This is a genomic window from Lentibacter sp. (genome assembly GCF_029254145.1).
Classification (GTDB): Bacteria; Pseudomonadota; Alphaproteobacteria; order Rhodobacterales; family Rhodobacteraceae; genus Lentibacter.
This window is the reverse complement of sequence record NZ_JAQWYD010000070.1, coordinates 58,625-85,445: the sequence shown is the minus strand read 5'-3', so window position 1 is coordinate 85,445 and position 26,821 is coordinate 58,625. Positions and strand designations below refer to the sequence as shown.

Annotated in this window: 25 protein-coding genes; 17 read left to right on the top strand and 8 right to left on the bottom strand. The window is 53.3% G+C overall.

Going from position 1 to position 26,821, the window contains the following annotated elements; genetic code table 11:
- The 3 genes from rpsU (at nucleotide 1) to P8O11_RS08535 (ending at nucleotide 3,527) form a co-directional block, all read left to right on the top strand.
- On the top strand, nucleotides 1-207 hold the full coding sequence (rpsU, locus tag P8O11_RS08545) for a 30S ribosomal protein S21 (RefSeq protein ID WP_089894445.1): 207 nt from the start codon (nucleotides 1-3) through the stop codon (nucleotides 205-207).
- A gap of 379 nt (nucleotides 208-586) precedes the next feature.
- Complete coding sequence (locus P8O11_RS08540) at nucleotides 587-1,330, top strand: metallophosphoesterase family protein (protein WP_300293681.1); 744 nt, start codon at nucleotides 587-589, stop codon at nucleotides 1,328-1,330.
- Between the two features lie 109 nt (nucleotides 1,331-1,439).
- The gene (locus P8O11_RS08535) at nucleotides 1,440-3,527 is read left to right on the top strand and encodes a polysaccharide biosynthesis tyrosine autokinase (RefSeq protein ID WP_300293680.1); all 2,088 of its coding nucleotides are present in this window, start codon (nucleotides 1,440-1,442) and stop codon (nucleotides 3,525-3,527) included.
- A 106-nt stretch (nucleotides 3,528-3,633) separates the two neighbouring features.
- Here P8O11_RS08535 and P8O11_RS08530 read toward each other — a convergent pair whose 3' ends face one another.
- The 3 genes from P8O11_RS08530 to P8O11_RS08520 form a co-directional block, all read right to left on the bottom strand.
- On the bottom strand, nucleotides 3,634-4,881 hold the full coding sequence (locus P8O11_RS08530) for a UDP-N-acetylglucosamine 4,6-dehydratase family protein (RefSeq protein ID WP_300293684.1): 1,248 nt from the start codon (nucleotides 4,879-4,881) through the stop codon (nucleotides 3,634-3,636).
- 319 nt (nucleotides 4,882-5,200) lie between these two features.
- Nucleotides 5,201-5,470, bottom strand: a complete 270-nt coding sequence (locus P8O11_RS08525) for a hypothetical protein (protein ID WP_300293679.1) — start codon at nucleotides 5,468-5,470, stop codon at nucleotides 5,201-5,203.
- Nucleotides 5,471-5,616: 146 nt separating this feature from the next.
- Nucleotides 5,617-7,056 (bottom strand): polysaccharide biosynthesis/export family protein, encoded by a 1,440-nt coding sequence (locus tag P8O11_RS08520; RefSeq protein ID WP_300293678.1) that lies wholly within the window; start codon nucleotides 7,054-7,056, stop codon nucleotides 5,617-5,619.
- Between the two features lie 323 nt (nucleotides 7,057-7,379).
- Here P8O11_RS08520 and P8O11_RS08515 point away from each other — a divergent pair, with 323 nt between their 5' ends.
- Both P8O11_RS08515 and P8O11_RS08510 read left to right on the top strand, forming a co-directional pair.
- Nucleotides 7,380-8,696, top strand: a complete 1,317-nt coding sequence (locus tag P8O11_RS08515; protein WP_300293676.1) for an FAD/NAD(P)-binding oxidoreductase — start codon at nucleotides 7,380-7,382, stop codon at nucleotides 8,694-8,696.
- 10 nt (nucleotides 8,697-8,706) lie between these two features.
- Nucleotides 8,707-9,063, top strand: coding sequence for a DUF5368 domain-containing protein (locus tag P8O11_RS08510; RefSeq protein ID WP_300293674.1), 357 nt, complete (start codon nucleotides 8,707-8,709; stop codon nucleotides 9,061-9,063).
- 17 nt (nucleotides 9,064-9,080) lie between these two features.
- On the opposite strand, the gene comE is transcribed toward P8O11_RS08510, so the two are convergent.
- Entirely contained in the window at nucleotides 9,081-9,638 is a 558-nt protein-coding gene (gene comE / locus P8O11_RS08505; RefSeq protein WP_300293672.1) for a sulfopyruvate decarboxylase subunit beta, read from the bottom strand.
- Nucleotides 9,635-10,141: a sulfopyruvate decarboxylase subunit alpha gene (gene comD, locus P8O11_RS08500; protein WP_089891706.1), complete on the bottom strand. Its 507-nt coding sequence runs from the start codon at nucleotides 10,139-10,141 to the stop codon at nucleotides 9,635-9,637. The genes comE and comD overlap by 4 nt, the downstream gene beginning before the upstream one ends.
- 363 nt (nucleotides 10,142-10,504) lie before the next feature.
- On the opposite strand from comD, the gene P8O11_RS08495 reads away from it, so the two are divergent.
- From P8O11_RS08495 to P8O11_RS08445, 11 genes are all read left to right on the top strand, one after another.
- Nucleotides 10,505-11,653 (top strand): aromatic ring-hydroxylating dioxygenase subunit alpha, encoded by a 1,149-nt coding sequence (locus P8O11_RS08495; protein WP_300293668.1) that lies wholly within the window; start codon nucleotides 10,505-10,507, stop codon nucleotides 11,651-11,653.
- On the top strand, nucleotides 11,650-11,859 hold the full coding sequence (locus tag P8O11_RS08490; RefSeq protein WP_300293666.1) for a hypothetical protein: 210 nt from the start codon (nucleotides 11,650-11,652) through the stop codon (nucleotides 11,857-11,859). The genes P8O11_RS08495 and P8O11_RS08490 overlap by 4 nt, the downstream gene beginning before the upstream one ends.
- Nucleotides 11,860-11,895: 36 nt before the next feature.
- Nucleotides 11,896-12,765: a tRNA 2-thiocytidine(32) synthetase TtcA gene (gene ttcA / locus P8O11_RS08485; RefSeq protein WP_300293664.1), complete on the top strand. Its 870-nt coding sequence runs from the start codon at nucleotides 11,896-11,898 to the stop codon at nucleotides 12,763-12,765.
- A gap of 128 nt (nucleotides 12,766-12,893) precedes the next feature.
- Entirely contained in the window at nucleotides 12,894-14,522 is a 1,629-nt protein-coding gene (locus tag P8O11_RS08480) for a bifunctional diguanylate cyclase/phosphodiesterase (RefSeq protein WP_300293661.1), read from the top strand.
- A 38-nt stretch (nucleotides 14,523-14,560) separates the two neighbouring features.
- Nucleotides 14,561-16,348 carry a membrane protein insertase YidC gene (gene yidC / locus P8O11_RS08475; RefSeq protein ID WP_300293659.1) on the top strand — a complete coding sequence of 596 codons (1,788 nt, stop codon included), beginning with the start codon at nucleotides 14,561-14,563 and terminating at the stop codon, nucleotides 16,346-16,348.
- A complete protein-coding gene (locus P8O11_RS08470) occupies nucleotides 16,345-17,091 on the top strand; it encodes an MOSC N-terminal beta barrel domain-containing protein (protein WP_300293657.1) in 747 nt (248 codons plus the stop codon). The genes yidC and P8O11_RS08470 overlap by 4 nt, the downstream gene beginning before the upstream one ends.
- Nucleotides 17,091-17,744: a ribosome biogenesis GTP-binding protein YihA/YsxC gene (gene yihA, locus P8O11_RS08465; protein ID WP_089891726.1), complete on the top strand. Its 654-nt coding sequence runs from the start codon at nucleotides 17,091-17,093 to the stop codon at nucleotides 17,742-17,744. The genes P8O11_RS08470 and yihA overlap by 1 nt, the downstream gene beginning before the upstream one ends.
- A gap of 109 nt (nucleotides 17,745-17,853) precedes the next feature.
- Nucleotides 17,854-18,714, top strand: a complete 861-nt coding sequence (gene argB, locus P8O11_RS08460; RefSeq protein WP_300293654.1) for an acetylglutamate kinase — start codon at nucleotides 17,854-17,856, stop codon at nucleotides 18,712-18,714.
- Nucleotides 18,715-18,761: 47 nt separating this feature from the next.
- Entirely contained in the window at nucleotides 18,762-19,556 is a 795-nt protein-coding gene (locus P8O11_RS08455) for a sterol desaturase family protein (RefSeq protein WP_300293651.1), read from the top strand.
- Nucleotides 19,532-20,164, top strand: a complete 633-nt coding sequence (locus P8O11_RS08450) for a ferredoxin (RefSeq protein ID WP_300293649.1) — start codon at nucleotides 19,532-19,534, stop codon at nucleotides 20,162-20,164. The genes P8O11_RS08455 and P8O11_RS08450 overlap by 25 nt, the downstream gene beginning before the upstream one ends.
- Nucleotides 20,161-20,664, top strand: coding sequence for a histidine phosphatase family protein (locus P8O11_RS08445; RefSeq protein ID WP_300293647.1), 504 nt, complete (start codon nucleotides 20,161-20,163; stop codon nucleotides 20,662-20,664). The genes P8O11_RS08450 and P8O11_RS08445 overlap by 4 nt, the downstream gene beginning before the upstream one ends.
- On the opposite strand, the gene P8O11_RS08440 is transcribed toward P8O11_RS08445, so the two are convergent.
- Nucleotides 20,630-21,661 (bottom strand): DUF2235 domain-containing protein, encoded by a 1,032-nt coding sequence (locus P8O11_RS08440; protein ID WP_300293683.1) that lies wholly within the window; start codon nucleotides 21,659-21,661, stop codon nucleotides 20,630-20,632. The two genes, P8O11_RS08445 and P8O11_RS08440, sit on opposite strands and share 35 nt — an antisense overlap.
- 284 nt (nucleotides 21,662-21,945) lie before the next feature.
- On the bottom strand, nucleotides 21,946-23,073 hold the full coding sequence (locus P8O11_RS08435) for a type III PLP-dependent enzyme (protein WP_300293645.1): 1,128 nt from the start codon (nucleotides 23,071-23,073) through the stop codon (nucleotides 21,946-21,948).
- A gap of 103 nt (nucleotides 23,074-23,176) precedes the next feature.
- Between P8O11_RS08435 and P8O11_RS08430 the strand changes: the two genes are divergently transcribed.
- Nucleotides 23,177-23,608: an Lrp/AsnC family transcriptional regulator gene (locus P8O11_RS08430; RefSeq protein WP_300293643.1), complete on the top strand. Its 432-nt coding sequence runs from the start codon at nucleotides 23,177-23,179 to the stop codon at nucleotides 23,606-23,608.
- Between the two features lie 94 nt (nucleotides 23,609-23,702).
- On the opposite strand, the gene P8O11_RS08425 is transcribed toward P8O11_RS08430, so the two are convergent.
- Nucleotides 23,703-26,594, bottom strand: a complete 2,892-nt coding sequence (locus tag P8O11_RS08425) for a valine--tRNA ligase (RefSeq protein WP_300293641.1) — start codon at nucleotides 26,592-26,594, stop codon at nucleotides 23,703-23,705.
- Nucleotides 26,595-26,821 lie beyond the last annotated feature (227 nt).

Here is a 26,821-nt window from a genome sequence, read left to right as displayed (position 1 = left end):
ATGGAAGTCAGTGTTCGCGACAACAATGTCGATCAAGCTCTACGTGCGCTTAAGAAAAAACTACAGCGCGAGGGCGTGTTTCGTGAGATGAGACTCAAAGAGCATTTCGAAAAGCCATCCGTGCGTAAAGCTCGCGAGAAAAAAGAAGCAATCAGCCGTCAGCGTAAACTTGCTCGCAAAAAAGCTCAGCGCGAAGGCATGCTTTAATAGCACCCGAGCATACACGCGTTTAAAGCAGCTCAACTACATGACTGAGCAGTTCTGAAATCACGCATGTATACCTCTGAGTCCTCTTGCTATAACTATGCCCTGTGAGTTCTACTCACAGGGCCCGTTCTTTTGCTGGCCTAGAATGCGTTGAATGCCCTGTCGCACGAGCTGCAGAAGGCGTATTTAGTGCTCCACTTCCTCACAACCATCCAAGAACAGCGCTGCCCTGATTCATCCCACAAGAAATTATGTGAGGCAAACGGTCAGCCTGAACCGTTGTTGCAAAAATCCTAAATACCGTTACACACCTATTTCATATTGTAGGCAGCTGTCGCTTTGCACCTAAGACTGTAAACTTTTGAAAGACCTAGCTCCCATGCTTGGAAAGATTTTTAAGCGATTTCGCAAGATCGATGACGACATCATCATCGCCCACGCCTCCCCTCTTACCGTACCAACACTCATTGGGGTTGTCGGAGACGTTCATGGATGCGCCACACTCACTGGCAAACTCATCGATAAACTGAGAGACAACCACCCAGACATAACGCTGCTCTTCGTAGGCGATTATATTGATCGCGGCGAGGAGAGCCGGCAAGTTATAGAGCTACTTATGGGAATGCCCGAAGTCACATGTTTGATGGGGAACCATGAGCGCATGTGTCTTGATTTTCTAGCGGAGCCAGAAGAACGCGGTGGCCGTTGGTTGCGCAACGGCGGGCTACAAACTGTAGCGAGCTACGGAGTTACAGGATCTCAAACAGAGCTTACAAAAATGCGTGATGCTTTGGCGCTTGCCATGGGTGACAAAGTCATCAACTGGCTAGCCGAGCGGCCACTCCACGCAAAAGTTGGAAATCTATATGCTATCCATGCTGGCGCCGATCCTGCGAGGCCGATCGAAGAACAGAGAGAAAAGCCTCTGATCTGGGGCCACTCACTGTTTAAAAAACAGCCCCGCTATGACGGGCACTGGGTTATCCATGGCCACACAATTGTCGATCAACCCATAGTGGAAAGCGGCCGCATCAGCATCGATACCGGCGCCTATGCGACCGGACGCCTAACTGCCGCCGTCATCAACGGGGCAGATGTGCAATTTGTACAATCACATTACTAGGGTTTTAGGGGCTTAAGTGACTCCAGCAATTGAAGTTTTCCGCTAGACTGATACAAGCAGCGGAGAGTGTAGCGTTAAGACGCTGCAAACGAACACGAAAGGCTGTCGCGTGGTAGATCAGGGAAGTAAGTTTGACGATGAGATTGACTTAGGGGCGCTGATTGGCACGCTCTGGCGTGGCAAGGCTCAGATATTGTTTTTTGCAATCTTGGCAACCTTCATTGGCATCGCGTACGCAAAGCTCGTCGCTGTACCAACTTACACCGCCTCAACGACACTCGCCATTAAGGAGAGTGGCAGTTCAATTATTGACATCGAAGCTGTCATGTCAGGAGTATCATCAGATAGTGACTCACTGAACACGGAAACAGCGGTGCTTAAGTCACGTGACCTGCTAGAGCGACTCTCTGCAGTACTCAATCTTAAGAATGACCCTGAATTCAATCCGACCATCCGTCCGCCCTCCAAGCTCTCATTGGACGGCCTCTTGGACAGGCCAGTGCGAACCTACACCGATCAAGAAGTCACCAATGAGATCGTCGAAAACTTGTTCAGTGCGATCTCCACGTCTGTGCAGCGTTCGACATTCATCATTGCAATTTCAGTCACCACGCAAAGCGCTACCAAATCACGCGATATCGCAAACGCGCTTGCGCAGCTTTACCTCGATGATCAAATCCGTGTGAAATTCGAGACCCTTGAAGACGCCGTCACTTGGCTGTCTGCGCGTGTGATCGAACTGGAGGCCGAACTCCAAACGCGCGACGATGAATTGAAGAACCAAACCGCAGAGGCCGACTATATCAATCCCGATGGCCTACAGGCCTTGAACCAGCAAGTGCGCGAGCTACGCGAACGGCTCATTGGGGAGCAGACTGATGCCAGCCGCGCGCAAGCTCGATTTGCTGAGATGAACGCGGTTGTCGCCTCAGGCAACATCGATGCTATCCTTGACTTCACTCAGGACCCAACATTGCGTCGCCTGTCCAGCCAAGGCTCGCGGGACTCTCTGCTCAAAGAAGACAGTGCTTTCAAAGCACGCGTGGATTTACTTGTTGGCCGAACCCAAAAAGATGTCGAACGTGCACTCACGCAAGTATCGACCATCGTTGAGACTGTAGAGGCTATGGAGCTTCGTGTAGATAAGCAAGCCACCATGCTTGCGGAGCTTCAACGCATGCAACGCGAGATCGACACCACGTCGGTACTTTATGAGACCTTTCTCACCCGTCTGAAAGAAACGACAATCCAGCAAGGTATCCAACAACCTGACGCGCGCGTTCTTTCGACAGCTATTATTGGCAAAAAGATATCCCCTCGCACCAGCATGATCGCCGCTCTTTCGTTGATCCTCGGCTGCATGATGGGCGCAGGCGTTGTGCTCCTTCGCGAAATGAGAGCCAACGGGTTCCGCAACGCAGAAGAGCTTCAGTCAACAACGGGCTTACAAGTTATCGGGCAGATTCCGATGTTCCCAGTGGCCGCGCGCAACGACTTGATTCAATACCTCCAGGACAAACCAACGTCCCCAGCGGTTGAGGCCGTCCGCAACATGCGCACCTCGATCTTGCTGTCAAACGTCGACACCCCGCCACAGGTTATTATGTCCACTTCGACCATCCCAGGAGAGGGCAAAACCACTCAAGCAATCTCTTTGGTGCAGAACCTCTCTGGTATGGGGAAGAAAGTTCTCCTCATCGAGGGTGACATTCGCCGCCGCACACTTGACGAATATTTCAAAGGTGAGGCTGGCGAGAATGGCCTTCTCTCGGTTGTTTCTGGAGAGGTGTCTTTGGATGAAGCGATCGTTAAGAGCGCGCGCATCGGTGCGGATGTATTGATGGGGCAAACCTCACATATCAACGCCGCAGATATATTCTCATCAGTCAGGTTCTCCACGTTCCTAAAAGAAGTCCGTAAAGGCTACGATTACATAGTCATTGATACGCCCCCTGTTCTTGTTGTCCCTGATGCACGCGTGATCGGACAACATTGCGACGCGATCATGTACACGGTCAGATGGGACAGCACGACCAAAACCCAAGTTCTCGCTGGCCTACGTGAGCTTGCGGCAGTCAACCTAGTTCCGAGCGGCCTTGTCCTCTCCCAAGTTGATCCAAAGGGTATGAAAAAGTACGGATACGGCGAGTCATATGGCGCATACTCCAGCTATGGCGGGGGATATTACGACGCGTAGAAGAAGCGTGAGGCCACAAGCCTGCCCATTCATCTCGATCAAACAAGAAAGTCCCTGTACACCAACGTGCATAGGGACTTTCTTTTATTTACACATATCCCGCAGGTTAGGCGTGGCGTTCATCTAAAGTTTGATGGTGATAGCCTTCAACTCTCGATTGGATCAACGCACGCAGATGATCGCTGTCAGACCGATCAATAGCCACACTCACTTCACGCATCATCGAAGCGATCTCGATCTGAGAGAGATGTGCTTCTTCTGCCCTCATTATCTTCGGATGTGGCGTTGCAACTAGGCTATCTCCATCAATCAACAGCTCTTCATAGAGCTTTTCACCAGGGCGCAAACCGATGACTTTCACCTCGATATCACCGACGCCTGTTTGTGGATCAAACACAGAACGTCCCGATAGATTGATCATTCGGTGCGCAATATCGATAATTTTTTGTGGTTTACCCATATTGAGAACAAACAAGTCGCCACCCTTGGCATAGGCACCTGCAAGAAGCACCAACCGGCTCGCTTCGGGTATTGTCATAAAGAAGTGTGTCACTTCTTCATGCGTCACTGTAATTGGTCCGCCAGCCCGGATCTGGCTCTCAAACAACGGCAGCACCGGCCCTGACGAGCCCAAGACATTCCCAAACCGCACCATCGCAAACTTTGTTGATGTGCTTCGGGTTTGAAAGTCTTGCACCACCAGCTCAGCCATGCGCTTCGTGGCTCCCATGATGTTGGTGGGGCGCACGGCCTTGTCTGTAGAGATCAGAATGAACCGCTCAATCTTCTCTTCAAAGGCGACCTCGGCGACGGTCTGTGTCCCAATCACATTGTTACGCGCGCCCTCGAGCTCATTTTCTTCCACCAATGGAACATGCTTGTAAGCAGCTGCGTGCAGGATGATTTCGACGCCCTCTTCGCGTACGACTGACTGAACTCGGTTTCGGTCAGTCACAGACCCAAGACGGGTCACAATATCAAGAGCCTGTGGCAAGTGCGCCGTCAAGGCGCGCAATTCTCGATCGATAGCATAGAGTGCGAACTCGCTCTGCTCAAAGAGCACGACCTTCGCAGGCTTGCAATTCAACAGCTGTCTGCAGAGTTCGGACCCGATTGACCCCCCTGCCCCTGTCACCATAACTGTGCGACCAGCATAAGCCTTCGCTATCTCAGGTGTATCTAGCGCGACTTTCTCGCGCCCTAGAAGCTCGTCTGGAGTGACTGGACGCAGGGCACTTTCAAAGCCGCCGTTTGCCATAATATCGACGTAAGATGGCAGCACCATCACTTCAACCGACAGCTTCGCCAAACGCTTTACAATCGCAGCACGCTGGCTTTGATCAATCGATGGCATCGCCAACAAGACACGCTCAATCTGATGTCTCTTGATGCGTTTCTCCAGACAATTCGGTTCGTGAACCTGCAGTCCATTGACAAGTAGGCCTCTAAGATTGGGGTTATCGTCAATGAAGAATACGGGGCGAGCCTCACGAGATTGGCGCAGCGCGGCTGCGAGCTGAATACCCGCAGACCCGGCACCATAAATCGCAACAGGGACGCGCGAACCGCCTTTCCCACTCAGACTTATCAGAAGATGCAATGCGCCAATCCGTGCAAGCACAGCAGTCAAGAAAAAGAGCGCGCCAAAAATTAAAGGCACAGACCGCGGGCCTTCAAGATTGAAGATCAACCGACATCGCAGACAAAGACAGGATGACAGCTGTCGCCCCTAGTCGCAAAATCACTCCGTTTTCCATGGCGTGAAGTTTTATTCGTGGCAAACGCATCGTATTTATCACGACGGAACCGACGACACTCATGGAGACAAACTGGATCCAGTTATCTAGCAAAATAGATACTGGAAACAGCACACCATATCTAAGGGCAAACGCTGCGAAGAGACAAATGCCAATCAGCAGCATATCCATAGTGAATATCAACATGCGCTTCGTATGGCGCGGTAGTACCAGAAGGCGTTCAACTAACATAACGAAGTTTCTCGACCAAATAAGAATCAATAAAATAATACCTGATACGATAAACCCAGTCTCAGATATTTCAAGTTAAGCGGCCCAAGGGAAAGATCTTATTAGATAGAGTTGGCCCCAGAACTGAGCAAAATGGGCAATGCTTGCTGCAACGCTCGGCCCCATGTTGTGATCGGTTGTGCTTTGACGAAAATAATATCATTAGGACGCATTTGCATCCGTGACGCCATCGTCAAATTTACAATGTTGGTGGCATCAAGATGATAAGCAGTGACCTGATCGTCATCCCCTGGGCGCAAAACATAGATTTGTGCTGGGTTGCCTGTTGTTGTCGAAAAACCGCCCGTTTCAAACAAGATTTCTGATAGGGTTGCATCTCGCTCGAAGGGAAGTGGGACAAGTGTCTGTTTGGCGACTTCACCTACAAGAAAAACACTATCACGTAGCACGGCATTGGCCGCCAATCTTGCGTTGAAAGTGTCCCGGCGCTCCGAAAGTTCAGAACGGCGCAACCTAATTTCTGTTTCCAGCTCGCTCAGCGCATTGCTGCGTGCGCGTTGCCGAAGATCCATCGCGTTGATCTCTTGCTCATAATAGGCTTGGGCTCGCGTAAGGTCATATGCAGTGTCAACGTAAACGCTATCGCCATCCGTCAATGTCACTTTCTGCAAATTTTGATCTAAAAAATAATTCTCAAGAGGAATTTGATACAAAGTCCCGTCACGATAGATACGAATGACACCATAATCGTTGTTCTCAAGCGTAATACCGCCCGCAGCCGTTATTGCCTGGTCGAGGCGAAGCGCAGAAAGTGTGATGGGCGCAATAATAGCGTTGCGCACGGCACCGCCAATACTAACGCGTTTTGAATTGAACTCGGCAACCTCAAGACTGAATTCTGAGTCGAGCTGGTTTTGAACCAAACGCTGGAACACCTGATCTTCAGCCTCTTCGACAGTCAGGCCTGCGATTGCAACGGCACCCACTTCAGGGATTGCAATCGCTCCATCGTCTCGGACCGTATATCCCTGACGTTGGCTTTGGGCTGCCAGCAGTCCCGTAAGCTGTTCAACAGAATTTCCTGCGGCCCGCGTAGCAAGTATCACAACATCGCCGATCCCAATTTTATAGGACAAGGTCTGCACCTCAGGTGGCAAGCGCAGGGCCATTTCCGCAGGGGGGCTCAAGTTGGGAACAGATGGTGCCTCTGGAAATGCACCAAATCCTCTCACCGTACCGTTCATGCCTGCGGTCGCAAAAAACTCTGCGGGCAAAGCACGCGGCGTATAACTTGATCGGTTAGCAACTTCGATACTCGATGGGGACATTGACACCACGGTTACATCCAACGGCGTGTCTTTTGTGCTCACAGTCTGAGGGGTGTAGGTCACGCCACAAGAAGCAAGCGAAAGAACAGCACATAAAGCAACGGCGGAGCGGGTAAGAATCATCAGGTAGTTCCGTATTCTGGCAGACAATTGGCCTAAGCATAGTGCGAGCTCTACAATCTCACCACAGCCGATTTCAGCAAAGACAACCAAAGTGCAAAAAACATTGCATCCTCACCCCATGATTGGATGAGGCATTCCCGTCAGATCGTGCTGATCAAACGCCAGAAACAACCATCCAAAAGCTTGCTGGGAGCACGGCAATAAATCTTATAAATAAGGGGTTCAACTTCAGGCTGACTCGTTTTGACAAGATAGATCATTTGCCGGACAAAGCGGCACTCATTCTAAACTGAAGCTGGTTTGCATCGAGAAAGCAGATCAAAGCGCACGCTCCGCAACCATATTCTTGACCTATATCAACGCATCCCATGCAAACACATTCCATTGTCTCGATGTAAAGTGGAGGGATACTTATGACGGATACGTTTGGCACGCCATCACGGCGGGGCTTTTTGGGCTTGGCTTTGGGCGCTGGCGCATTTGGGTTGGCGGGCGCAGGTAAGGCAGCCCCACGACAGGTAAAAACCAATGCAAACATACTCATTCTTGGCGCTGGTGCAGCCGGAGCGGCACTTGCAAACCGTTTGATCGAGCGGCTTGACGGAGCCGCTATCACGCTTGTCGATGGGCGCCGCGAACATTGGTATCAGCCGGGGTTCTCGTTGATTGCAGCAGGGCTCAAACCGACCCGCTACTCTGTGAGCCAAACAACAGACTGGCTGCCTTCGGATGTAACATTGAAACAGGATTGGGCCGCCAATATTGACCCCGAGGCTCGTAAAGTCGCGCTCGCTGGGGGCGAAGTGCTCAGCTATGATTATCTGATCGTTGCAACAGGACTTTCTCTTGATCACGACGCAATCGAAGGGTTTAGTTTGGATATGGTGGGCCAAGACGGCATTGGCGCACTCTATGCAGGGCCTGATTATGCTGCAAAAACTTGGCAGGCAGCCTCAAAATTCACGGAAAACGGCGGCGTCGGACTTTTTACGCGCCCAGCCACCGAGATGAAGTGTGCGGGCGCTCCTCTAAAGCACACCTTCCTAATTGACGATCTGGCCCGAAAGGCTGGCTCGCGTGGCAAGATGGACGTCCACTACATGGCCAACAACAACAGCTTGTTTGGCGTACCTATTGTCTCCGAGAAGGTTCGGATGTTGTTTGGCGACAGAGAGATCACCCTTGACTATTCTCATGTTTTAACAGGTATTGATGCGGGCTCAAAGCGTGCCCGGTTTGATACGCCCAAAGGCTCTGTGGAGCGTGACTATGATTACATCCACATCATTCCACCCCAGCGCGCACCTGACGTGGTGCGCCAGTCGGGTCTGAGCTGGGCGGATAAGTGGGTTGGCGAGGGCTGGATGGAAGTGGACAAGGCCAGTCTGCGCCACCTGCGCTACCCAGAGGTTTTCGCGCTTGGCGATGTGGCGGGCGTGCCCAAGGGCAAGACGGCTGCCAGCGTGAAATGGCAAGTGCCTGTGGTTGAGGAACACCTTGTCGCGCAGATTGCGGGCGACACGACAGATGCGGCCTACAACGGCTATACCTCCTGCCCTCTGATCACCCAAGTGGGGCGCGCGATGCTCGTCGAGTTTGATTACAACAACAACCTAACGCCCAGCTTTCCCGGTATTATCGCCCCGCTTGAAGAACTTTGGATCAGCTGGCTGATGAAAGAAGTTGCCTTGAAAGCCACATATAACGCCATGCTGCGCGGCAAGGCTTGAGGAGAACGCTATGCAAGATCTTACGTTTACTACGCTGATTGCCGTCTTTGAAGAAATCTTCGGACGCGGGCTGTTCTGGGCCATGGTAGCCGCGGCACTGATCGTGACGGCGCTCTATCTCTTTGTGCTGATCCGTGACCGCGCTGTAAGCTGGAAAAAATTTCTCTGGGCCCAGCTTTCGATGCCTTTCGGAGCGATTGCCGCTGTGCTGTTTGTTCAGGGCATGACACGATCGGGCTTTGCCGATATTGGCGGCCCGATTGATGCGATCGTTCTGCTTGCAGTGGCCGCAGGCGGGGCCGTGGGCATGGCGATTTTAGTTTACACAATCGAGTCTCTCTTTTGGCGGCAAGGCGGCGAGGGATAAGCCCCGCCGCCCCTACTCTACTCTGCCGCGACGGCTTTCATAAAACGGTCGCGGATTATGACTGGGTCCATTGTAATCACCGGCATCTTGGCGTTGCCGCTGTCGCATTTCACGACCATCACCGTCATTTCGCCACCGTCCAGTGCCTCTTGCAGTACGCGGCCTGCGTCTACATCGCGGCATTCGATCACGCGCTCGCAGCCGCAGGCCTCGGCCACTTTGGCGAGCGAGGTTTTCTTGCCTGTATAGGTCGGTTGATCGCCGGTGGAGCCATAAGAGCCGTTGTCGATGATCATCAGGATATAGTTGTTGGCAACATTGTTGGCGATGGTCGGCAAAGTTCCCATGTTGGTGAGGATGGAACCATCACCGTCGATCACGATTACAGGCTTGGGTTGCGCAAGAGCGAGGCCAAGACCAATGCTTGAGGCCAAACCCATCGTGCCAAGCATGTAAAAGTTGGTCGGTTGATCATCGATTGCATGTAACTCTTGGCTTGGGATACCGATGTTACAGACAACCAGCTGGTCACGCAGGATCGGGGCGATTTCTTTCAGGATTTCAGAACGGATCATTGGTCGCCATAGCCTCCCCAGAAGTTGGCATCGGTCAGGATGGCCACGGGTTTGTTGCACATGAAGGTGTATTTCAAGATCATGTCGAGTTCTTCGACATCTGATTGTTTATGGAAGTGATAGGTCGGGATATTCATCTGAGCGAGAAGTGCTTTGGTGTGTACGGCCATTTCAACTTGGCAGGCAACAGGCTCACGCAGCTCGCCGCGATAGCTGATCAGCATCGGAAGTGGCATCCGGTAATACTGGATGAGGGTTGCCAGTGTGTTGATCGTCACACCGATCGCTGTATTTTGCATGATAATAGCGGGGCGCTTACCGCCCATCCAGGCACCCGCACAGAGCCCCATGCCCTCGTCTTCTTTATTGGACGGAATATGAAAAATCTGGTCATGATTTTCTATCTCATCAATCACCCCTGCCAACTGCTTGCACGGCACAGTTGTCACAAACGAAATGTCATTGGCTACCAGATCATCAGTGATCTTTTTGTCGATATTCATTGAAGCCCTCCCGAACACGATGAGCACATTATGGGGGAGCTTGGCCAGCTTGCTCAAGAGCGCTTTGGGACCCTCTCGTTTGTTTTTAGTTTGCCTGAAGCGAGCCTTGTTGCTTTTCGAAAGTACGCCGGACCACATCAAGCGAAAGACCCAAGCGTTCCACATAAATGACACTGAAAAAGAGAGCGCCCCGAAATGGCCACATCTAGTCATCTGAGTCTGCTGGCGCGCACTTGCCAATACCGCATCAAGGCCAATGAAAAAGCGCCAGATGGGTCGCCGTGAGAAAAACAGTGTCGCGGTGAGGAAAGTTTTTGCGGCGAAGCCCGCATAAGAGAAGGGAAACATGGAGGAAGACTTGCGATGACAACAGATGTTTCTGGCGTAATGCGCCCTGTGGCCACGGCCAATGGTTTACCTAATGACCACTATGTAGACAAGCGCATCTTTCTGGAAGAGCGCGATGCCGTTCTCTACAACAACTGGTCAGGCATTGCGGTCGCCGCTGATGTTCCTGAAAAAGGCGATGCGAAGCCGATCGAGTTTCTGGGCATGCCGCTGCTTCTCATCAGAGACAAAGACGGAGATGTACGGGTCTTCCAAAACACCTGCCGTCATCGCGGTATGATTCTTGTCTCCGAGCCCAAGAAGATCGAAGGCGCAATCCGATGCCCTTACCATTCTTGGTGCTATTCAACGAAAGGCGATCTTGTTGCTACGCCGCATGTGGGCGGGCCAGGGATGAACACCCACAAGGATATGCCGCGCAGCGAGCTTGGACTGTATGAGGTGCCGAGTTACATTTGGCTCGGTGTTGTTTATGTCAACGCTTCAGGCACTGCCGCTCCATTTGAAGAAATTCATGCTGAGCTCCTGGAGCGCTGGAAAGAATTTGACGTGCCGCTCTATCATGGCGGTGAAGACAGCAAGTTTGAGCTGGACGTAAACACCAACTGGAAGCTCGCTGTTGAAAACTATTGTGAGAGCTATCACCTGCCGTGGGTTCATCCAGGGCTGAACAGCTATTCGCGCCTCGAAGATCACTACAACATCGAAGAATACGGCCGCTACTCAGGCCAAGGTACTTTGGTGTACCGTCAGTTGACTGGACAAGAAGGCGAAACTTTTCCTGACTTTCCAAACCTCTCGGACAAATGGGACACTGGCGGCGAATACATTACTGTCTATCCCAATGTTTTGCTTGGCGTGCAACGCGACCATGCCTTTGCGATTATCCTAGAGCCCAAAGCGGTCGACAAAACTGTAGAGCATGTGCACTTGTTTTATGCGGAGCCTAAAGTTGACGAAGCCTTGCGCGCAAAGAACGCAACGCAGTGGAAAACGGTCTTCATCGAGGACATTTTCGTTGTCGAAGGCATGCAGAAGGGCCGTTACGGTCGCGGATTTGACGGCGGACGCTTCTCTCCAGCGATGGACGGACCGACGCATTGCTTCCACGATTGGGTCGCCAATCAGGTCACATCGCATCGTCAACAACTGGCGGCCGAATGAGTGAGCTTCAGACGCGACTTCTGTCTGCGCATGAAGAGGATGACCGTAAAGGCCTGATAGCGCTTTACACAGAGGCGGCGGATCAGTCCAATGACATGATAGAGCGGTCCTTCTTTCTCACACATGCATTTGTGTTTGCACTGGAGGCGGGCGATATGCGCGCGCCTCTTTTGCATGACCGTTTGCGCGAGATGGGGCGGATTTAGTTGCCCTGCCTTTGAGGACAAGCTAATGGCAACGCCATGTTAGACAAAGCCGAAGATATTCACCCGCTCTTTAACGGCGCTCCTAAAAGCACCGAGTTCAAAAAGCTGCGAAAACGCATTGTGAGCCAGACTCGCGGGGCAATTGAGCAGTATGGTATGATCGAACCAGGCGGCAAATGGCTTGTCTGCTTGTCTGGCGGAAAGGACAGCTATACGCTGCTCGCAGTATTACACGAGCTAAAGTGGCGTGGCCTTCTGCCTGTTGAGCTTCTGGCCTGCAATCTTGACCAAGGGCAACCAGGATTCCCCGCAACCGTATTGCCAAAGTTTCTACAAGAACGCGAGGTTGCCCATCGTATCGAGTATCAGGACACATATTCGATCGTGATGGATAAAGTTCCTCAAGGACGCACCTTTTGTGCTCTGTGCTCGCGCTTGCGCCGCGGCAATCTTTACCGCATCGCACGCGAAGAGGGCTGCACCGCTGTTGTGCTTGGGCATCATCGTGACGATATACTGGAAACGTTTTTCATGAACCTCTTTCACGGCGGGCGACTTGCAACAATGCCGCCGAAACTCGTGAATGAAGAGGGCGATTTGTTTGTTTATCGTCCGCTCGCGCACGTGGCAGAAGTAGATTGCGAAAAGTTCGCGCGCGATTTGAATTATCCGATCATTCCCTGCGACCTCTGTGGAAGTCAGGACGGCCTGCAGCGCCAGCAAGTGAAACAGATCCTTGATGGTTGGGAGAAGAATAGCCCTGGCCGACGCCAAGTGATGTTTCGAGCACTGATGAACACGCGCCCTAGCCATCTACTGGATCCTGAATTGTTTGATTTCAAAGCTCTTTCACGATCAGAGCCTGATAGCGCTTTAGAAAACGAGCTGCCGCCCCTCTTCCGTTAAGGGCCTGTTGATATAATAGCGCTAGCTTTCCTCAAACGAGTTTGAGGATTGTAACGATGGCGCTGCACCGTAGGGATGCACTAAGAACAAGTTCGAAGCGGCTGAGCAGCTGGCTCTTAGGAGCTCACATGCTTGCCTTTGTCCCCGCGATTGCGCTCAGCGCTTTTTGGATTGCTGGCGAGCATGCACTTGTCATGGTCGCACTTGGTCTCCCGATCTTGTATCTCTTGACAGGCACTCTGAATGAGGCACGTGCGGCCAAGACATGCGAAATCGACGCGACAACAGGTCTTCCCATGATCGACCAACTCGAAAATGATGCGGAAGAAATGATCGTTTCATGCAGCGAAGCGGGACGAAAATCTGCCCTGTTTTTTATTCAACTCGAAGAGTTTGAAGCGCTTGTTCAACGCTATGGTCAAGAGGCCACAGGTGCACTGTTGGAGAGGTTGGGGGAAAGGTTCCGCGCTCTGCTTCGGGAACATGACACCGTTTATTGGCTTGGTGGGGCGCGCTTTGCCATCTTGATCGCGCCTGTGCCACAATTTGAGCTGGAAAGTGCAGTTCAACTTTCCTCACGGCTACAGTCAGCAGCTGAAGAACCCGTTTCTGTGAATATGCAGGCTCTTTTTGTCAGCGCTGCCGTCGGTTTTTGTTTGAGTACGCGCAGCCCCGAGGGCACGGCATCGGCTTGGATGAGGGCCAGCGAAACAGCGTTGAACGAAGCGACACGGAACAACCCCTCTTCAATTCGCGCTTACAGCGCTGAAATGGGCGAAACCAGCATGAAGCGAGAGGCTTTGATGCGCGAGGCGTTCTTTGCTCTGGACAATGGCGAAATTTCGCCTTGGTTTCAGCCGCAAATTTCCACAGATACAGGCCGCGTAACGGGGTTTGAAGCGCTTGCCCGCTGGCATCACCCGAAGCGAGGAACAGTGGCACCCGCAGATTTCCTCCCGGCCCTACAAGACACTGGTCAAATGGAACGCTTGGGTGAAGTCGTACTGTATGGCGCTTTGACCGCCCTAAAAACTTGGGACCGCGCAGGTTTTTTTGTGCCATGCGTTGCCGTAAATTTTACGGCCGAAGAGCTGCGCAATCCGAAGCTGGCGGAAAAAATCCGGTGGGGCCTGGACAGGTTTGATTTATCACCCGACCGACTGACAATTGAAGTTCTTGAAACCATCGTAGCGGGCTCACCTGAAGATGCGGCGGCTCGCAATCTTGCGGCACTTGCAAAACTAGGTTGTCGCATTGATCTGGACGATTTTGGCACAGGACATGCTTCTATCACGGCGATACGTCGCTTTACTATCGAGCGGATCAAGATAGACCGCTCTTTCATCAGCCGGGTTGATAAAGATCAGGAGCAGCAGCGCATGGTCTCCGCAATCCAGACGATGGCCGAGCGCCTTAGGCTTGAAACACTGGCCGAAGGCGTCGAAACATCAGGCGAACATGCGATGCTTGGCCAACTCGGCTGTGCTCATGTGCAAGGCTTTGCAATAGCCCGCCCGATGCCGTTTTATGACACCCTTTGCATGGCTCACCCAACACAACACCAAACTAGGTACTCTTCCACAGATTCGAGGCGGAACGGCCATTTAACGACGGGTATGATGAAGCCTAATGGCATCAAGGCTCCACTCCTAGTTATTGCCTCAGGCAGGATCCGACAGCACTTCAGGCAAGATTCCCGCTTCCTTTTGCCCCAAAGGACCAATAACCGCTTGACCTTCGGCTCGTCACTCTGTTGAACCTGCCACACTCTCAAAGGCAAAGGGCTCGGGTCTTTATGGACGATCAGAACAAGAATCTCATTCTCGCTGTTGCGCTTAGCATGCTTGTCATTCTGGGATGGAGCGTTTTCTTTCCGCCGCCCGAACCAAGCCCGCAAGACCTTGCAGCAACGGCGCCAGCCAGTGAGACCGTATCTGGCAACACAGCCAGCGTGCCTTTGGCAGCGTCCGGTGCAGAACCCGTCGTCGCAGCCGAGGTCAAGACTGCAGCAGATGCACCGCGTATCAAAATCGAAAGCGGCCATGTTGAAGGCACAATTTCGCTTTTGGGCGGGCGCTTTGACGAGCTTAAGCTGAAGCAATACCGTCAGACACTTGACGCTGACAGCGATATTGTTTCCTTGCTCAAGCCGACTAGCGCAGAGAATGCCTACTATGCGCTTTACGGTTGGGCACCCGGTGGCGGCCTCGCGCCCGATCTTGTTCCAGGTCCGAACACGATCTGGACGCTGGAGAGCGGTGAAATTTTGACACCAAGCACGCCTGTGGTTCTCGCATGGGAGAACGGTCAGGGGCTCACCTTCCGCCGTGAGATCAGCCTTGATGAAAACTATATGTTTGCCATTCAACAATCTGCCCAAAACAATAGCACAAATACTGTCAGCCTTGCGCCTTACGGTACGATTGCGCGCCATGGTGAGCCTGCCGACCTCAAAAACTTCTTTATTTTGCACGAAGGCGCAATCCGTCACGTGGCGGGAGAGCTCACAGAAACAGATTATGGCGACTTTGAGTCCGCGCGCGCCCACGAAGAGCTCCAAGTTGGCGACAAGGGCTGGACCGGCTTTACAGATCACTACTGGATGACCACATTGATCGTTGATCAGGCGGGTGCAAAGATCAGCACTTTCCAAGACACGACACGCAATATCTTCCAGACCACAGCCAAACACAAAACTGAGACACTCGCCCCAGGCCAGAGTGCTGTCGTTTCATCGCGCCTGTTCGCAGGTGCAAAAGAGTGGGAAACGATCCGCAACTACGAAAACGAAAGCGGCGTACCCAAGTTCCTCGACAGTATCGATTGGGGCTGGTTCTTCTTCATCACCAAGCCAATGTTCTGGCTGCTGCACTACTTGCACGCTCTTATCGGCAATATGGGTTGGGCGATCATCGGACTGACCTTCATCATCAAACTTGTTCTTTTCCCACTGGCTTACAAATCCTACGCCTCTATGGCCAAGATTAAAGAGCTTCAGCCGCAAATGGAGAAGATCAAAGAGCAGGCAGGCGACGACCGTCAAAAAGTCCAACAGGAAATGATGGCTCTCTACAAAAAGGAAAAGGTCAATCCCGCTGCGGGCTGTTTGCCGATCCTGATGCAAATCCCGATTTTCTTCTCCCTCTACAAAGTGATTTTTGTAACTCTTGAACTGCGGCATGCGCCATGGATCGGCTGGTTGACTGATCTGTCCGCTCCCGACCCTTCGACAATCTTCAACCTGTACGGCCTGCTCCCGTGGGATGCTCCTGAACAGGGCTCTGTTCTGGCACTGATCTTCATTGGTGTGCTCCCACTTCTCCTCGGGATCACAATGTGGCTTCAGCAAAAGCTGAACCCAGCACCCTCTGATCCTATTCAGCAACAAATCTTTGCTTGGATGCCGTGGGTTTTCATGTTCATGCTCGGAAGCTTTGCCTCGGGTCTTGTGATCTACTGGATCGCCAACAACACGATCACTTTCACACAGCAATATCTGATCATGCGCAGTCACGGCTACAAACCCGATGTGTTTGGCAATATTCTGTCTAGCTTCAAGCGGAAGTCGAAAGACGCAGAATGACCCCAAAAGTTATCCAGCTCTGGCGCCACCCCGTGAAGAGCCACGGACGTGAAGCGCTTGAGCGGGTGACGCTCACAGCAGGGGAAACCCTGCCTTGGGATCGGCTTTGGGCGGTTGCACATGACAGCTCGACTGCAGATGGTTCAGAGTGGGTTCCCTGTCAGAACTTTTCCATCGGGACCAAAGCTCCACGCCTCGCCGCAATCAATGCTGTGGTGAATGAAACAAACGGTCGCATCCGCTTAACTCACCCCGAGCTGGGCACGCTTGAGTTTGACCCAGACCAGGAAGGCCAAAAGCTAATCGCTTGGGCAGGAGGGCTCATTCCAAAAGATCGCGCACAATCTGCTCGGGTTGTTCGCTGCAAAACGCGCGGTTTTACTGATACGGAATTTGCCTCAATTTCAATTATGAATGCGGCGTCGCATCGCGCGGTTGAAGAAAAGCTTGGGCGCAAACTTGAGCCAGAGCGTTGGCGCGGAAACATCTGGCTTGACGGTTTTGGGCCTTGGGACGAGTTTGACTGGATGGGAAAGACGCTCAAGATTGGCGCTGCCCGAATTTTGATTAAAGAGCGGGTTGTCCGCTGCAAACATACCATGGCGTCGCCCAAAACTGGCGAACGTGACACCGATACACTCGCTCTTCTACGCGACAACTGGGGACACCAGGATTTTGGCGTCTACGGCGAGGTGATTGAAACTGGCGACATTCGCCTAGGCGATATAGCAGAGGTGCTCTGATGCAACTTCCTTTCCCATTGGCCGAAGTGCCTGATGACTTTGCCCGCGAAAAAGGGCGCAAACTCTTCGCTGGAGGCGGGGCCGAATTCGTCAAAGGCGTTGTGGCCATGTCTGGCCTTCCCGATGGTGATCGGCTCGAAGTGTGCTTTGCTGGCCGATCCAATGTCGGCAAGTCCTCGCTGATCAATGCGCTGACAAATCGCAAAGGTCTGGCGCGGGCCTCAAACACGCCTGGGCGGACACAAGAGATCAACTTCTTCACCCTTGAAGAAACCCACTATCTCGTCGACCTTCCCGGATACGGCTATGCCAACGCCCCTCTTCCGATTGTTGAGCGCTGGCAACGACTGCTCAAGCAATACCTCTCAGGGCGGCAAAACCTGCGGCGCGCCTTTGTCTTAATTGATGCGCGCCATGGTGCGAAGGCGGTGGACGAAGAAATCATGAGCCTACTCGACAGCTCAGCTGTGACGTTTCAGTGCGTGATGACAAAAGCAGACAAAGTGAAAGAGGCAGACCGCGAGCGCTCAATCGAGGCCACACGAAAAGCACTTGCAAGGCATCCAGCCGCTTTTCCCGAGATCATTATGACCTCAAGTGAAAAAGGCGACGGGATCGAGACGCTACGTGCTGTGATCGCTTCGCTGGAGTAAGACAGCTTTCAAAGCTAAAAGCACCGGCCCGTTTCCGCTTTACCAAGCATCCGCTTGCGCCTTTGCCTGCAATAGGGTCAAATTGTGCAACTGAATGAAGGCGCATAAAATGAAGACTCAGAACATGAACCGAGACTGGATTGCCACTGCCCGCACATTGAACCAAGCATTGCCCAATTTGCAGCGCTACACGGGCGCGATTGTGGTGGTGAAATTCGGCGGCCACGCGATGGGTGATGACGCGGCGATGGACGAGTTCGCGCGAGATATCGTTCTGATGCAGATGGTTGGGGTAAATCCCGTCATTGTTCATGGCGGCGGGCCGATGATCAACGAAAAGCTCGATGCACTTGGTATCAAAAGCGAGTTTGTGAACGGCAAGCGCGTAACAGACGCCGCAACGGTTGAAGTGGTCGAGATGGTGCTCTCTGGTCTTGTGGGCAAACGTATCGTCCAAGCCATCAATCGGCAGGGTGGCAAGGCTGTCGGATTGTCGGGCAAAGATGCCAATCTCATGGTTTGCAAGCAGACGAACCCAGACCTTGGCTTTGTTGGTACGCCAGACCAAATGGACGCAAGCATTCTACGCGACCTCTTCGAAAAGGGCGCGATTCCTGTAATCGCACCCATCGGGGCGGGCCATAGTGGCGAAACCTTCAACGTCAACGGCGATACCGCTGCAGGTGCTATTGCTGCGGCTCTCAAGGCCGACAGACTTTTGCTACTGACAGATGTCGAAGGCGTGAAAAATAAGTCTGGTGACGTTTTGACCGAGCTCACCTCACAGTCGATCCGCGACATGATTGCAGATGGGACAATAGCGGGTGGTATGATCCCCAAGACCGAAACCGCGCTTCTAGCGATTGACGGTGGAGTGAGGGGCGTTGTCATTCTGGATGGGCGTGCGCCTAACGCCTGCTTGCTTGAGCTTTACACATCTCACGGGGCGGGTACACTTATTCGTGGCTGACGAGAGAGTGACTTGTTTCATCGCGCTTGGGAGATCATATTCGAACTATGGAACATGAAGCTCTCATACGCCTTAGTATCTTCATCGGCCTGTTTGCTCTTCTCGCAGTGGCAGAAGCCTATCTGCCTAGGCGCGCTCGACAGGTTCCGCGCAAGACGCGCTGGCGGACAAACTGGGGGTTCTCGCTCCTAAATACTGGTGCTCTTCGCCTGCTGGCGTTTGGCCTTCCACTCTTGGCAGTGGGCGCCGCTATTGATGCAGCGCAGAACGGCTGGGGGCTTTTCAACCTGCTAGATTGGCCAACTGGGCTAGAGATTGTTCTGGCTATTCTCTTCTTTGATTTCGCGATTTGGCTACAGCATCTCATCACACATAAAGTGCCTCTGCTTTGGCGCCTGCACCGTGTTCATCACGCGGATACAGAAATCGACGTGACGACAGCCATTCGCTTTCATCCAGTGGAAATTGCATTGTCGATGCTTCTCAAGATCGGCCTCGTCTATCTAGTGGGCCCTGCTGCGCTCGCCATCATCCTGTTTGAGATCATTCTCAACGGCACAGCCATGTTCAATCATTCGAATCTCGCCCTGCCCCGTTGGCTCGATAAAGCTGTGCGGCTTGTCCTTGTCACGCCAGATATGCACCGCGTGCACCACTCCGTACATCGCTCCGAACATGACAGCAATTATGGCTTTTCGCTTTCAATGTGGGATAGGATCTTTGGAACCTATATTGCTCAGCCCAAGGACGGACACACCAAAATGAAAATCGGGCTTCAATGGCAAGATCCACGCCCCTCCAAACTTGGCTGGAGCCTATGGTTGCCTTTCATGAAGCGCTGACCCCTGCCCCAGAGCAAGTGGCGCTCGCCATCTTTGGCGCGTTTCATGAGCGTGACGAGACACTTGTGTTGCTTGGCCCAGATGAACCTGGGTTCTGGGCCCACTTTACGGCCTCCGCGGAGTATCAAGACGGTCAGCCTGACCCGCTGGATCGCTGGTCTCGCCGTATTATCACTTGTCTGGCTGAGGATTGGGGCGGTGCTCCCGTGTTTCCCTCGGATGGGCCGCCCTATGCGTCCTTCCTCGACTGGGCCTTGGAGACGGGCCAAGCGTGGCAATCGCCCGTCGGCATGCTTGTGCATGCGCGTGCAGGTTTAATGGTGTCCTATCGTGGCGCTGTGCGTCTACAAGGCCGCCTAGATCTGCCACCACCCGGTAGAAACCCCTGCAGAAACTGCGCTGATAAGCCTTGCCTGACCGCTTGCCCTGTGGAAGCTCTCAACGCGCAAATGGATTACGATGTGCAACGCTGCAAAACACATATTACCCACCCTGAAGGCAGCACCTGCCTAACGAAGGGCTGTCTCGTACGCCGTGCCTGCCCTGTGTCTCAGGACTATGCCCGCCTTCCCGAACAATCAGCCTTTCACATGAGGAGTTTTTTGTGAGTCTCGAGTTAATTGTTATGCGTCATGCGAAGTCCAGCTGGTCTGATCCTTGCTTGTCAGATCACGCCCGCCCCCTTAACGGACGCGGGCGTGCCAGCGCCAAGGCCATCGGCACATGGATGAAAGAGGAAGGCTATCAACCAGACCAGACGCTCTGTTCCACTTCGACGCGCACACGCGAAACGCTCGATCAACTCGAACTGGATACAGAGCCAAACTATTTAGAGCCCCTTTACCATGCGAGCGAAGACAGAATGCTTCAGCTCTTGCAAAATAGAACCAAGGGCAAGAGCGTTTTGATGCTTGGGCACAATCCGGGAGCCGCCTTTTTTGCGCAAGCTATTTTAAGTAAGCCCCCGAAGAGTGATGCTTTCTCGCTGTTTCCAACAGCGGCTGTTTTGGTCGTGCGCTTTGACACAACAAACTGGCGTGACCTGCGCTTTGGACATGGAACTCTTACCGCGTTTATCGTGCCACGAATGCTTTTGCCCCAAACTTAGACGCCTTGATGCGTGGCAAGCTTGGAGCCCAGCCCGCAGCCATCGCCCTCGCATCAACACTTTCATGAAGGCTTTCACAAGCTCCAGCCCCGACACGGCGACGTCCACGCAGCAGAAAGAGCTTACCCCAGCTTTTCCATGTCCCCACAGATTTGGCCGCAGGGTCACGCGGAAACCGTGCCCGCCAGCCTTGTGGCAAGGGCAGCCCAAAACTTTCGGCGCGTTCGAGCATCCACACAAGCGGAATATTGGATAAGAGCCGTGCTTGGGCATCACCATCAAGCTGGCCACCAATGTCACCATGTGTTCCTGGAAACCACACTTGTTCCACGCGACCCTGCCAGTTTTGCGGACACTCCCAGAGCACTGGTTCAAAAACAGAGCGGGTCTCATGCAAGGCAAGCGCCTGAAAACCATGACGAATGGCCGAGTCAAGCTGGTGATTGTGAAAAGCGTGATTGCTCTCCGACCAGCGCCACAATAGCGGCAGACGAAGCCCTAAGGCCTTCACGGTATCCCAGACACCAACCATCTCGACCTCGGCCTTTTCATGGCAAAACTGAGCTTGAAACGCAGTCTTCTGGGCATTGCCTGCCCCAAGTTGGTAAAGCCGATAGGCTTGCTCAACATTTCGTTCTGTCGCGTGCTCAGGGCGTAAAAGGCCCACCGCATCGATCACACCAGCAAGTGAGCGGACAGCATAAGCGCCTCGCGAGTACCCAAAGAAAAAGATTTTGTCGCCATCACGATAGCGCGACGCGAGATAGCCATAGGCGCGCTTAATCTGGCGGTTGACCCCGCGCCCCATTAAAACATGATGTGTGCTACGCCAATCGTTCCACTGAACACCGGCCTCATAGAAAACCGAAACAGGCCCGCCCGTTTCGCTCAGAAGCCGGAAAGTCAGTCCAGCATTGGTTTCGCAGCCCGGCTTAAGCGATGACATTGTACCATCCAGAACAATCACATGACTCATAGGGCCACGAACCCGCTTCATAGCGGTTTGCCCGTGCCGTTGATCTGGCCAGATCAGGCCAAAGAGGCGTTTTCCCATTCGATTAAATGGCATAGCTCTTCTGCTTTTATTACCCATCCACTTTGCTGCATTCTTCAATCACTGCCCAAGCACAGTATCGTGAGAGGTATGAAACTTAATTCCGCTCGCGAAACACATGCACCTACGCTCTGGCATGAGCACAGGGGGAGCTATTGCTTACGCAGACGCTAGCATCAAATTTTGGCAAGCTTAGGGCACAATCATGCCGAGAGGTGTTTTGCAAATCACAGACGTTTGACAGTTATCACGTCGCGAACACCGTAACCATTAAAGCGGGTTACAATGGCAAGAGAATATGCGCCCATGCCTGCAAAGAGGAGGTAGTCCCCTTCCTCCAAGCCTTCAGGAAGGCTTACAGGCTGGGGCAAACAGTCAAGACTGTCACAGGTTGGTCCAAAAACAGTTTGTGGCCGCTCGCCTCCTTCTTTCAGAGCGCCCCTTGCTGACAGGCAGCTGACACGGTCTGTCGCCGATATGTCGCGCCATTCGGCAAAGCCGCCGTATATTCCGTCGTTGAGAAAAACGGTTCCGTCCGCGCGGATGGCCTTTACGCAGGCCAAAAGAGAAAAGCTCTCGGCAACCATCGCGCGTCCAGGCTCACAAACCAGCGCGGGAGGCAGCTCAAAAGCCTGTCTGACTGCCAAATCAATCTCTTGAAACACACCCTCAAGATCGGGGGCCATTCCGCTGCGATGCGAAGCGAAACCACCTCCAACATTCAAACGCTCGGGTTCAACGCCAGCTTGCTGGGCGATTTCCGCCGCAGCCCGAATATACTGCACCCAAGCGTCGGGACTGTCGCACTGTGTTCCGGGATGAAAGGTCAACGCGGGGCGATAGCCCGCCGCAGCCACTGCTTTTAATATCACCACAGCCTCAGCAGGGGTTGCACCAAATTTGGCCCCAAAATCATAATGTGCACCTTTGACAGGCAGCTTAAATCGCACGGCAACTTCCTCAGCAGCATGTTGAGGTGTGCCGAGTTTGACCAACTCTGCAAGATCATCAACCGACCAAGACCGAACATGCGCCGCTTTGCCCGCCGCAATTTCGGCGCGCGAGCGCACAGGGTTGTTGTAATGCAGATCTGCTGTTGCAGAGGCCGCCCGCACCTGAGCGATCTCCTCGAGGCTGGCCACATCAAATCCGCTCAATCCAGCGGCGACAAGGTTCTCCAGAACTACGGGTGCGGAGTTGGCCTTCACGGCAAAGGTGACCTGGCCCCGAAAACCGCGGCAAAACCTATCAGCTTGCTCGCGCAAAACCCGTGGCGCAAAATACATGACAGGCGCTTCAGGCCGCTTTAGCCCAATGTGCTCTTTTGGAGTCTCAAATACGCCACGTTCAAACATCGCACTGCCTCGCTTTTCTTTTCAGTTTTGCGCGAAAATTGATCTTTTCCACGAGGCATTTCTGATATATTGCCTAATTATATTAGCAAAGTGACGTAAGTTTATGAAAAGTGACGAACTAGACGCAAAGCTAGTAGCCCTGCTTGCAGAAAACGCTCGCGCGCCTGTGGCCACCTTGGCACGCCGCCTCGGACTTGCACGCACGACCGTTCAGACCCGCATCGAACGGCTGGAAACCACAGGTGCTATTGCTGGCTATACGATCCGCCGCGGTGCAAAAGGACGCGCGGCCTTGCGTGCGACTGTGCTCATCTCGATCGAGCCGCGCTCAGGACCAGCTGTGCTTGCCCGTCTCAAAGTGCTATCAGGTGTTGAGCAAGTGCATACAACCTCTGGCCGATGGGATTTGATCGCTCTCCTGAGCGCCCCAACAACAGAAGCATTGGATGACACTCTGGATGACATTGGCGCCGCCAAGGGCGTCCGTAGCTCCGAAAGCCTCATTCATCTCAGCACAAAGATAGACCGCAGCTAAGAGCGATTCAGCTTTTTGATTTCAGCAAATATGCTTTGGATGCAGGGGCAAAGCCCCTGCACGGGTCAGATCATCACAAAGTGAAAATTCGACATTAGATTTCTGCCAACCGTTTGAGAGCAGCCTTCATCAGCCCCTCTTCCTCTTCACGCTCGGCCAGATTGGCACGCGTTTCCTCGACAACTTCGTCAGGGGCACTTTCGACAAACTTGGGGTTTCCAAGCCGTCCACGCATCCCGCCGATTTCTTTAGCAAGCTTGCCAAGGCTCTTTTCGAGACGCGCTTTCTCCTCATCAACATCAATGATGTCCGCGAGAGGAAGACCAAACTCGGCACCCGTCACGCTGAGCGCAGCTGTGCCTTTCGGGAACTCCGCCACGATATGCAATTCATCCATCCGTGCAAGTTTCTTGATTAGGGCTTCATTGCCATCATAAGCAGCCTTCGCCTCCTCACTCATATTACGAACGACAACGGGCACTTTCAGACCAGCAGGCACGTGCATCTGCGCACGCACAGAGCGGATTTCCTCGACGAGACCGATAACCCAGTTCATTTCGGCATCCGCCGCCGCATCGACAAGCTCGCTCCCGTAGGTTGGCCAATCGGTATGCGCGAGAATCTTTTTACGCTCACCCAAAGTGCCCCAGAGTTCTTCAGTGATAAACGGCATGATCGGGTGCAACAGGACAACACATTGATCAATCATCCAAGCCATTACGGCCTGTGTTTCAGCTTTTGTGGCAGCGTCCCCATCAAGCAGGAGCGGTTTGGAGAACTCGACATACCAGTCGCAGACTTCGCCCCAGACGAAGGAATAAAGCGCATTGGCCGCATCATTGAAACGATAGGCTTCAAGTGCCGCATCAACAGTTTCGCGCACCTTGGCGGTCTCACCGATGATCCATTTGTTCACAGTCGCGCTGGCCTCTGGCACGGCCCCGTCAGAGCCAACAGCCTCGTTCATTTCCGCAAAGCGTGCTGCGTTCCAGAGCTTGGTTGTGAAGTTGCGATAGCCGGTGATCTTTTGTTTTGAAAGCTTGAGAACGCCCCCCAGCGCCGCCATCTGCGCATTGGTGAAGCGCAGAGCATCAGCCCCAAATTCATCAACAATTTCAAGTGGGTCGATCACGTTGCCCGTCGTTTTGGACATCTTCTTACCCTTATCGTCGCGGACGAGCTGATGCAGATAGACCGTGTGAAACGGGATCTCGTTGACCACAGCTTTTTGCATCATGATCATCCGTGCCACCCAGAAGAACAGAATATCCGCGCCCGTGACAAGCACATCTGTCGGGAAGTAGCGCTTCATCTCGTCAGTGTCTTCGGGCCAGCCAAGTGTACCAATCGGCCAGAGGCCGGAGGAGAACCACGTGTCGAGGACATCAGGGTCGCGCTGAAGCTTTTTGCCACCCGCCTTTTCAAGCGCCTCTGCCTCTGTTGTAGCGCAGTAATGGGTGCCTTCTTCGTCATACCAAACAGGGATCTGATGCCCCCACCAGAGCTGGCGGGAGATGCACCAAGGCTCGATGTTTTCAAGCCAGTGGTAGTATGTTTTTTCGCCACTCTCAGGCATGATCTTGATCTCGCCATCGCGAACCGCGTCAAGCGCAGGGCCGACAACTTTCTCGGCATCGACAAACCACTGGTCTGTCAACATCGGCTCGATCACCACTTTGGAGCGATCGCCAAAAGGCTGCATGATCGGCTTGTTCTCGACATAGGGCACAAGGCGGGTTTGGCTCTCGCCCTCCTCGTCCTTGAACTCTTCGCTCACCAACACGGCGAGGCCTTCAGATGTGATCTGCTCGACCACCTTTTTGCGCGCTTCAAAACGGTCCAGCCCGCGCAGCTCTTCGGGCACAAGGTTGAGCGCATCTGCCTCTGCAATTGTCAGCTCTTTCAATCCCTTAGAGACTTCCATTGCCAGGATTGCGGCCTCGTCATAGGGCGCGCCATCGGAGCGCATATGGCCCTTGGTGTCCATCAGGCGGTAGAGCGGAATGCCCGCCCGTTTGGCGACTTCGTAGTCGTTGAAATCATGCGCACCGGTGATCTTCACCGCGCCCGAGCCAAAATTCATGTCGGGGTATTCATCGGTGATGATCGGGATGAGGCGGCGGTGCTCTTTCGGCCCCACGGGGATTTCACAGAGCTGGCCGACGATAGGCGCATAGCGCGCGTCATCAGGGTGCACGGCGACCGCGCCATCGCCCAGCATCGTCTCGGGGCGGGTCGTCGCAATGGCGATATAATCGCGCTCTTCTTCGAGCGTCACATTGCCGTCTTCGTCTTTCTCGACGTAGGTATATGTCGCCCCGTTCGCGAGCGGGTATTTGAAGTGCCACATGTGGCCTGCAACTTCGAGGTTTTCGACCTCAAGATCGGAGATCGCTGTTTCGAAATGCGGGTCCCAGTTGACCAGACGCTTGCCGCGATAGATGAGCCCTTGCTCATACATTTCAACAAAAACCTTGATGACAGCGTCGTGGAAATTCGGCGAATTTTCGTGGCCAATACGCGGGTCACCCTCTGCACCTGCCATAGTAAAAGCGTTGCGATTCCAGTCACATGAGCAGCCAAGGCGCTTCAACTGATCAACAATCGTCCCACCATACTGCCCCTTCCATTCCCAGACTTTTTCGAGGAATTTCTGACGCCCCAGCTCGGCCCTTGAGGGCTGCTGCGTGGCCGCGAGCATCTTCTCGACTTGCATCTGTGTGGCGATGCCTGCGTGGTCCTGTCCGGGCTGCCAGAGCGTGTCAAAGCCGCGCATCCGATGCCAGCGAATGAGGATGTCTTGCAAGGTGTTGTTGAAGGCGTGGCCGACGTGCAAAGCCCCAGTCACATTCGGTGGTGGGATCATGATTGTGAAACTCTCGTCGCGTGAGCGGTTGGCCCCTGCGCGGAAGGCGCCAGCCTCTTCCCACATTGCGGTGAGGCGCGGCTCGGCTTCGCTTGCGTTAAATGTCTTTTCCATCGCCATGAGTGTCTGCCCTTCTTGGGGTTTTCTGTTGCCTCACCGTCTACCCAATGCGCAGGCAAAACCCAAGGGTCAAAACCGCACGCAAAGACGCGACAGTAAAAGCATCGTACCGCATGGTTAACGCAGTTTGTGACGCCCGAAAACAGGGGGGTGAAAAGCGTGCACAACCCGTACACAAAGCGTGCACCGCCTGAGTCGTGATTTCGTTTACAGAAATTAACTTAATC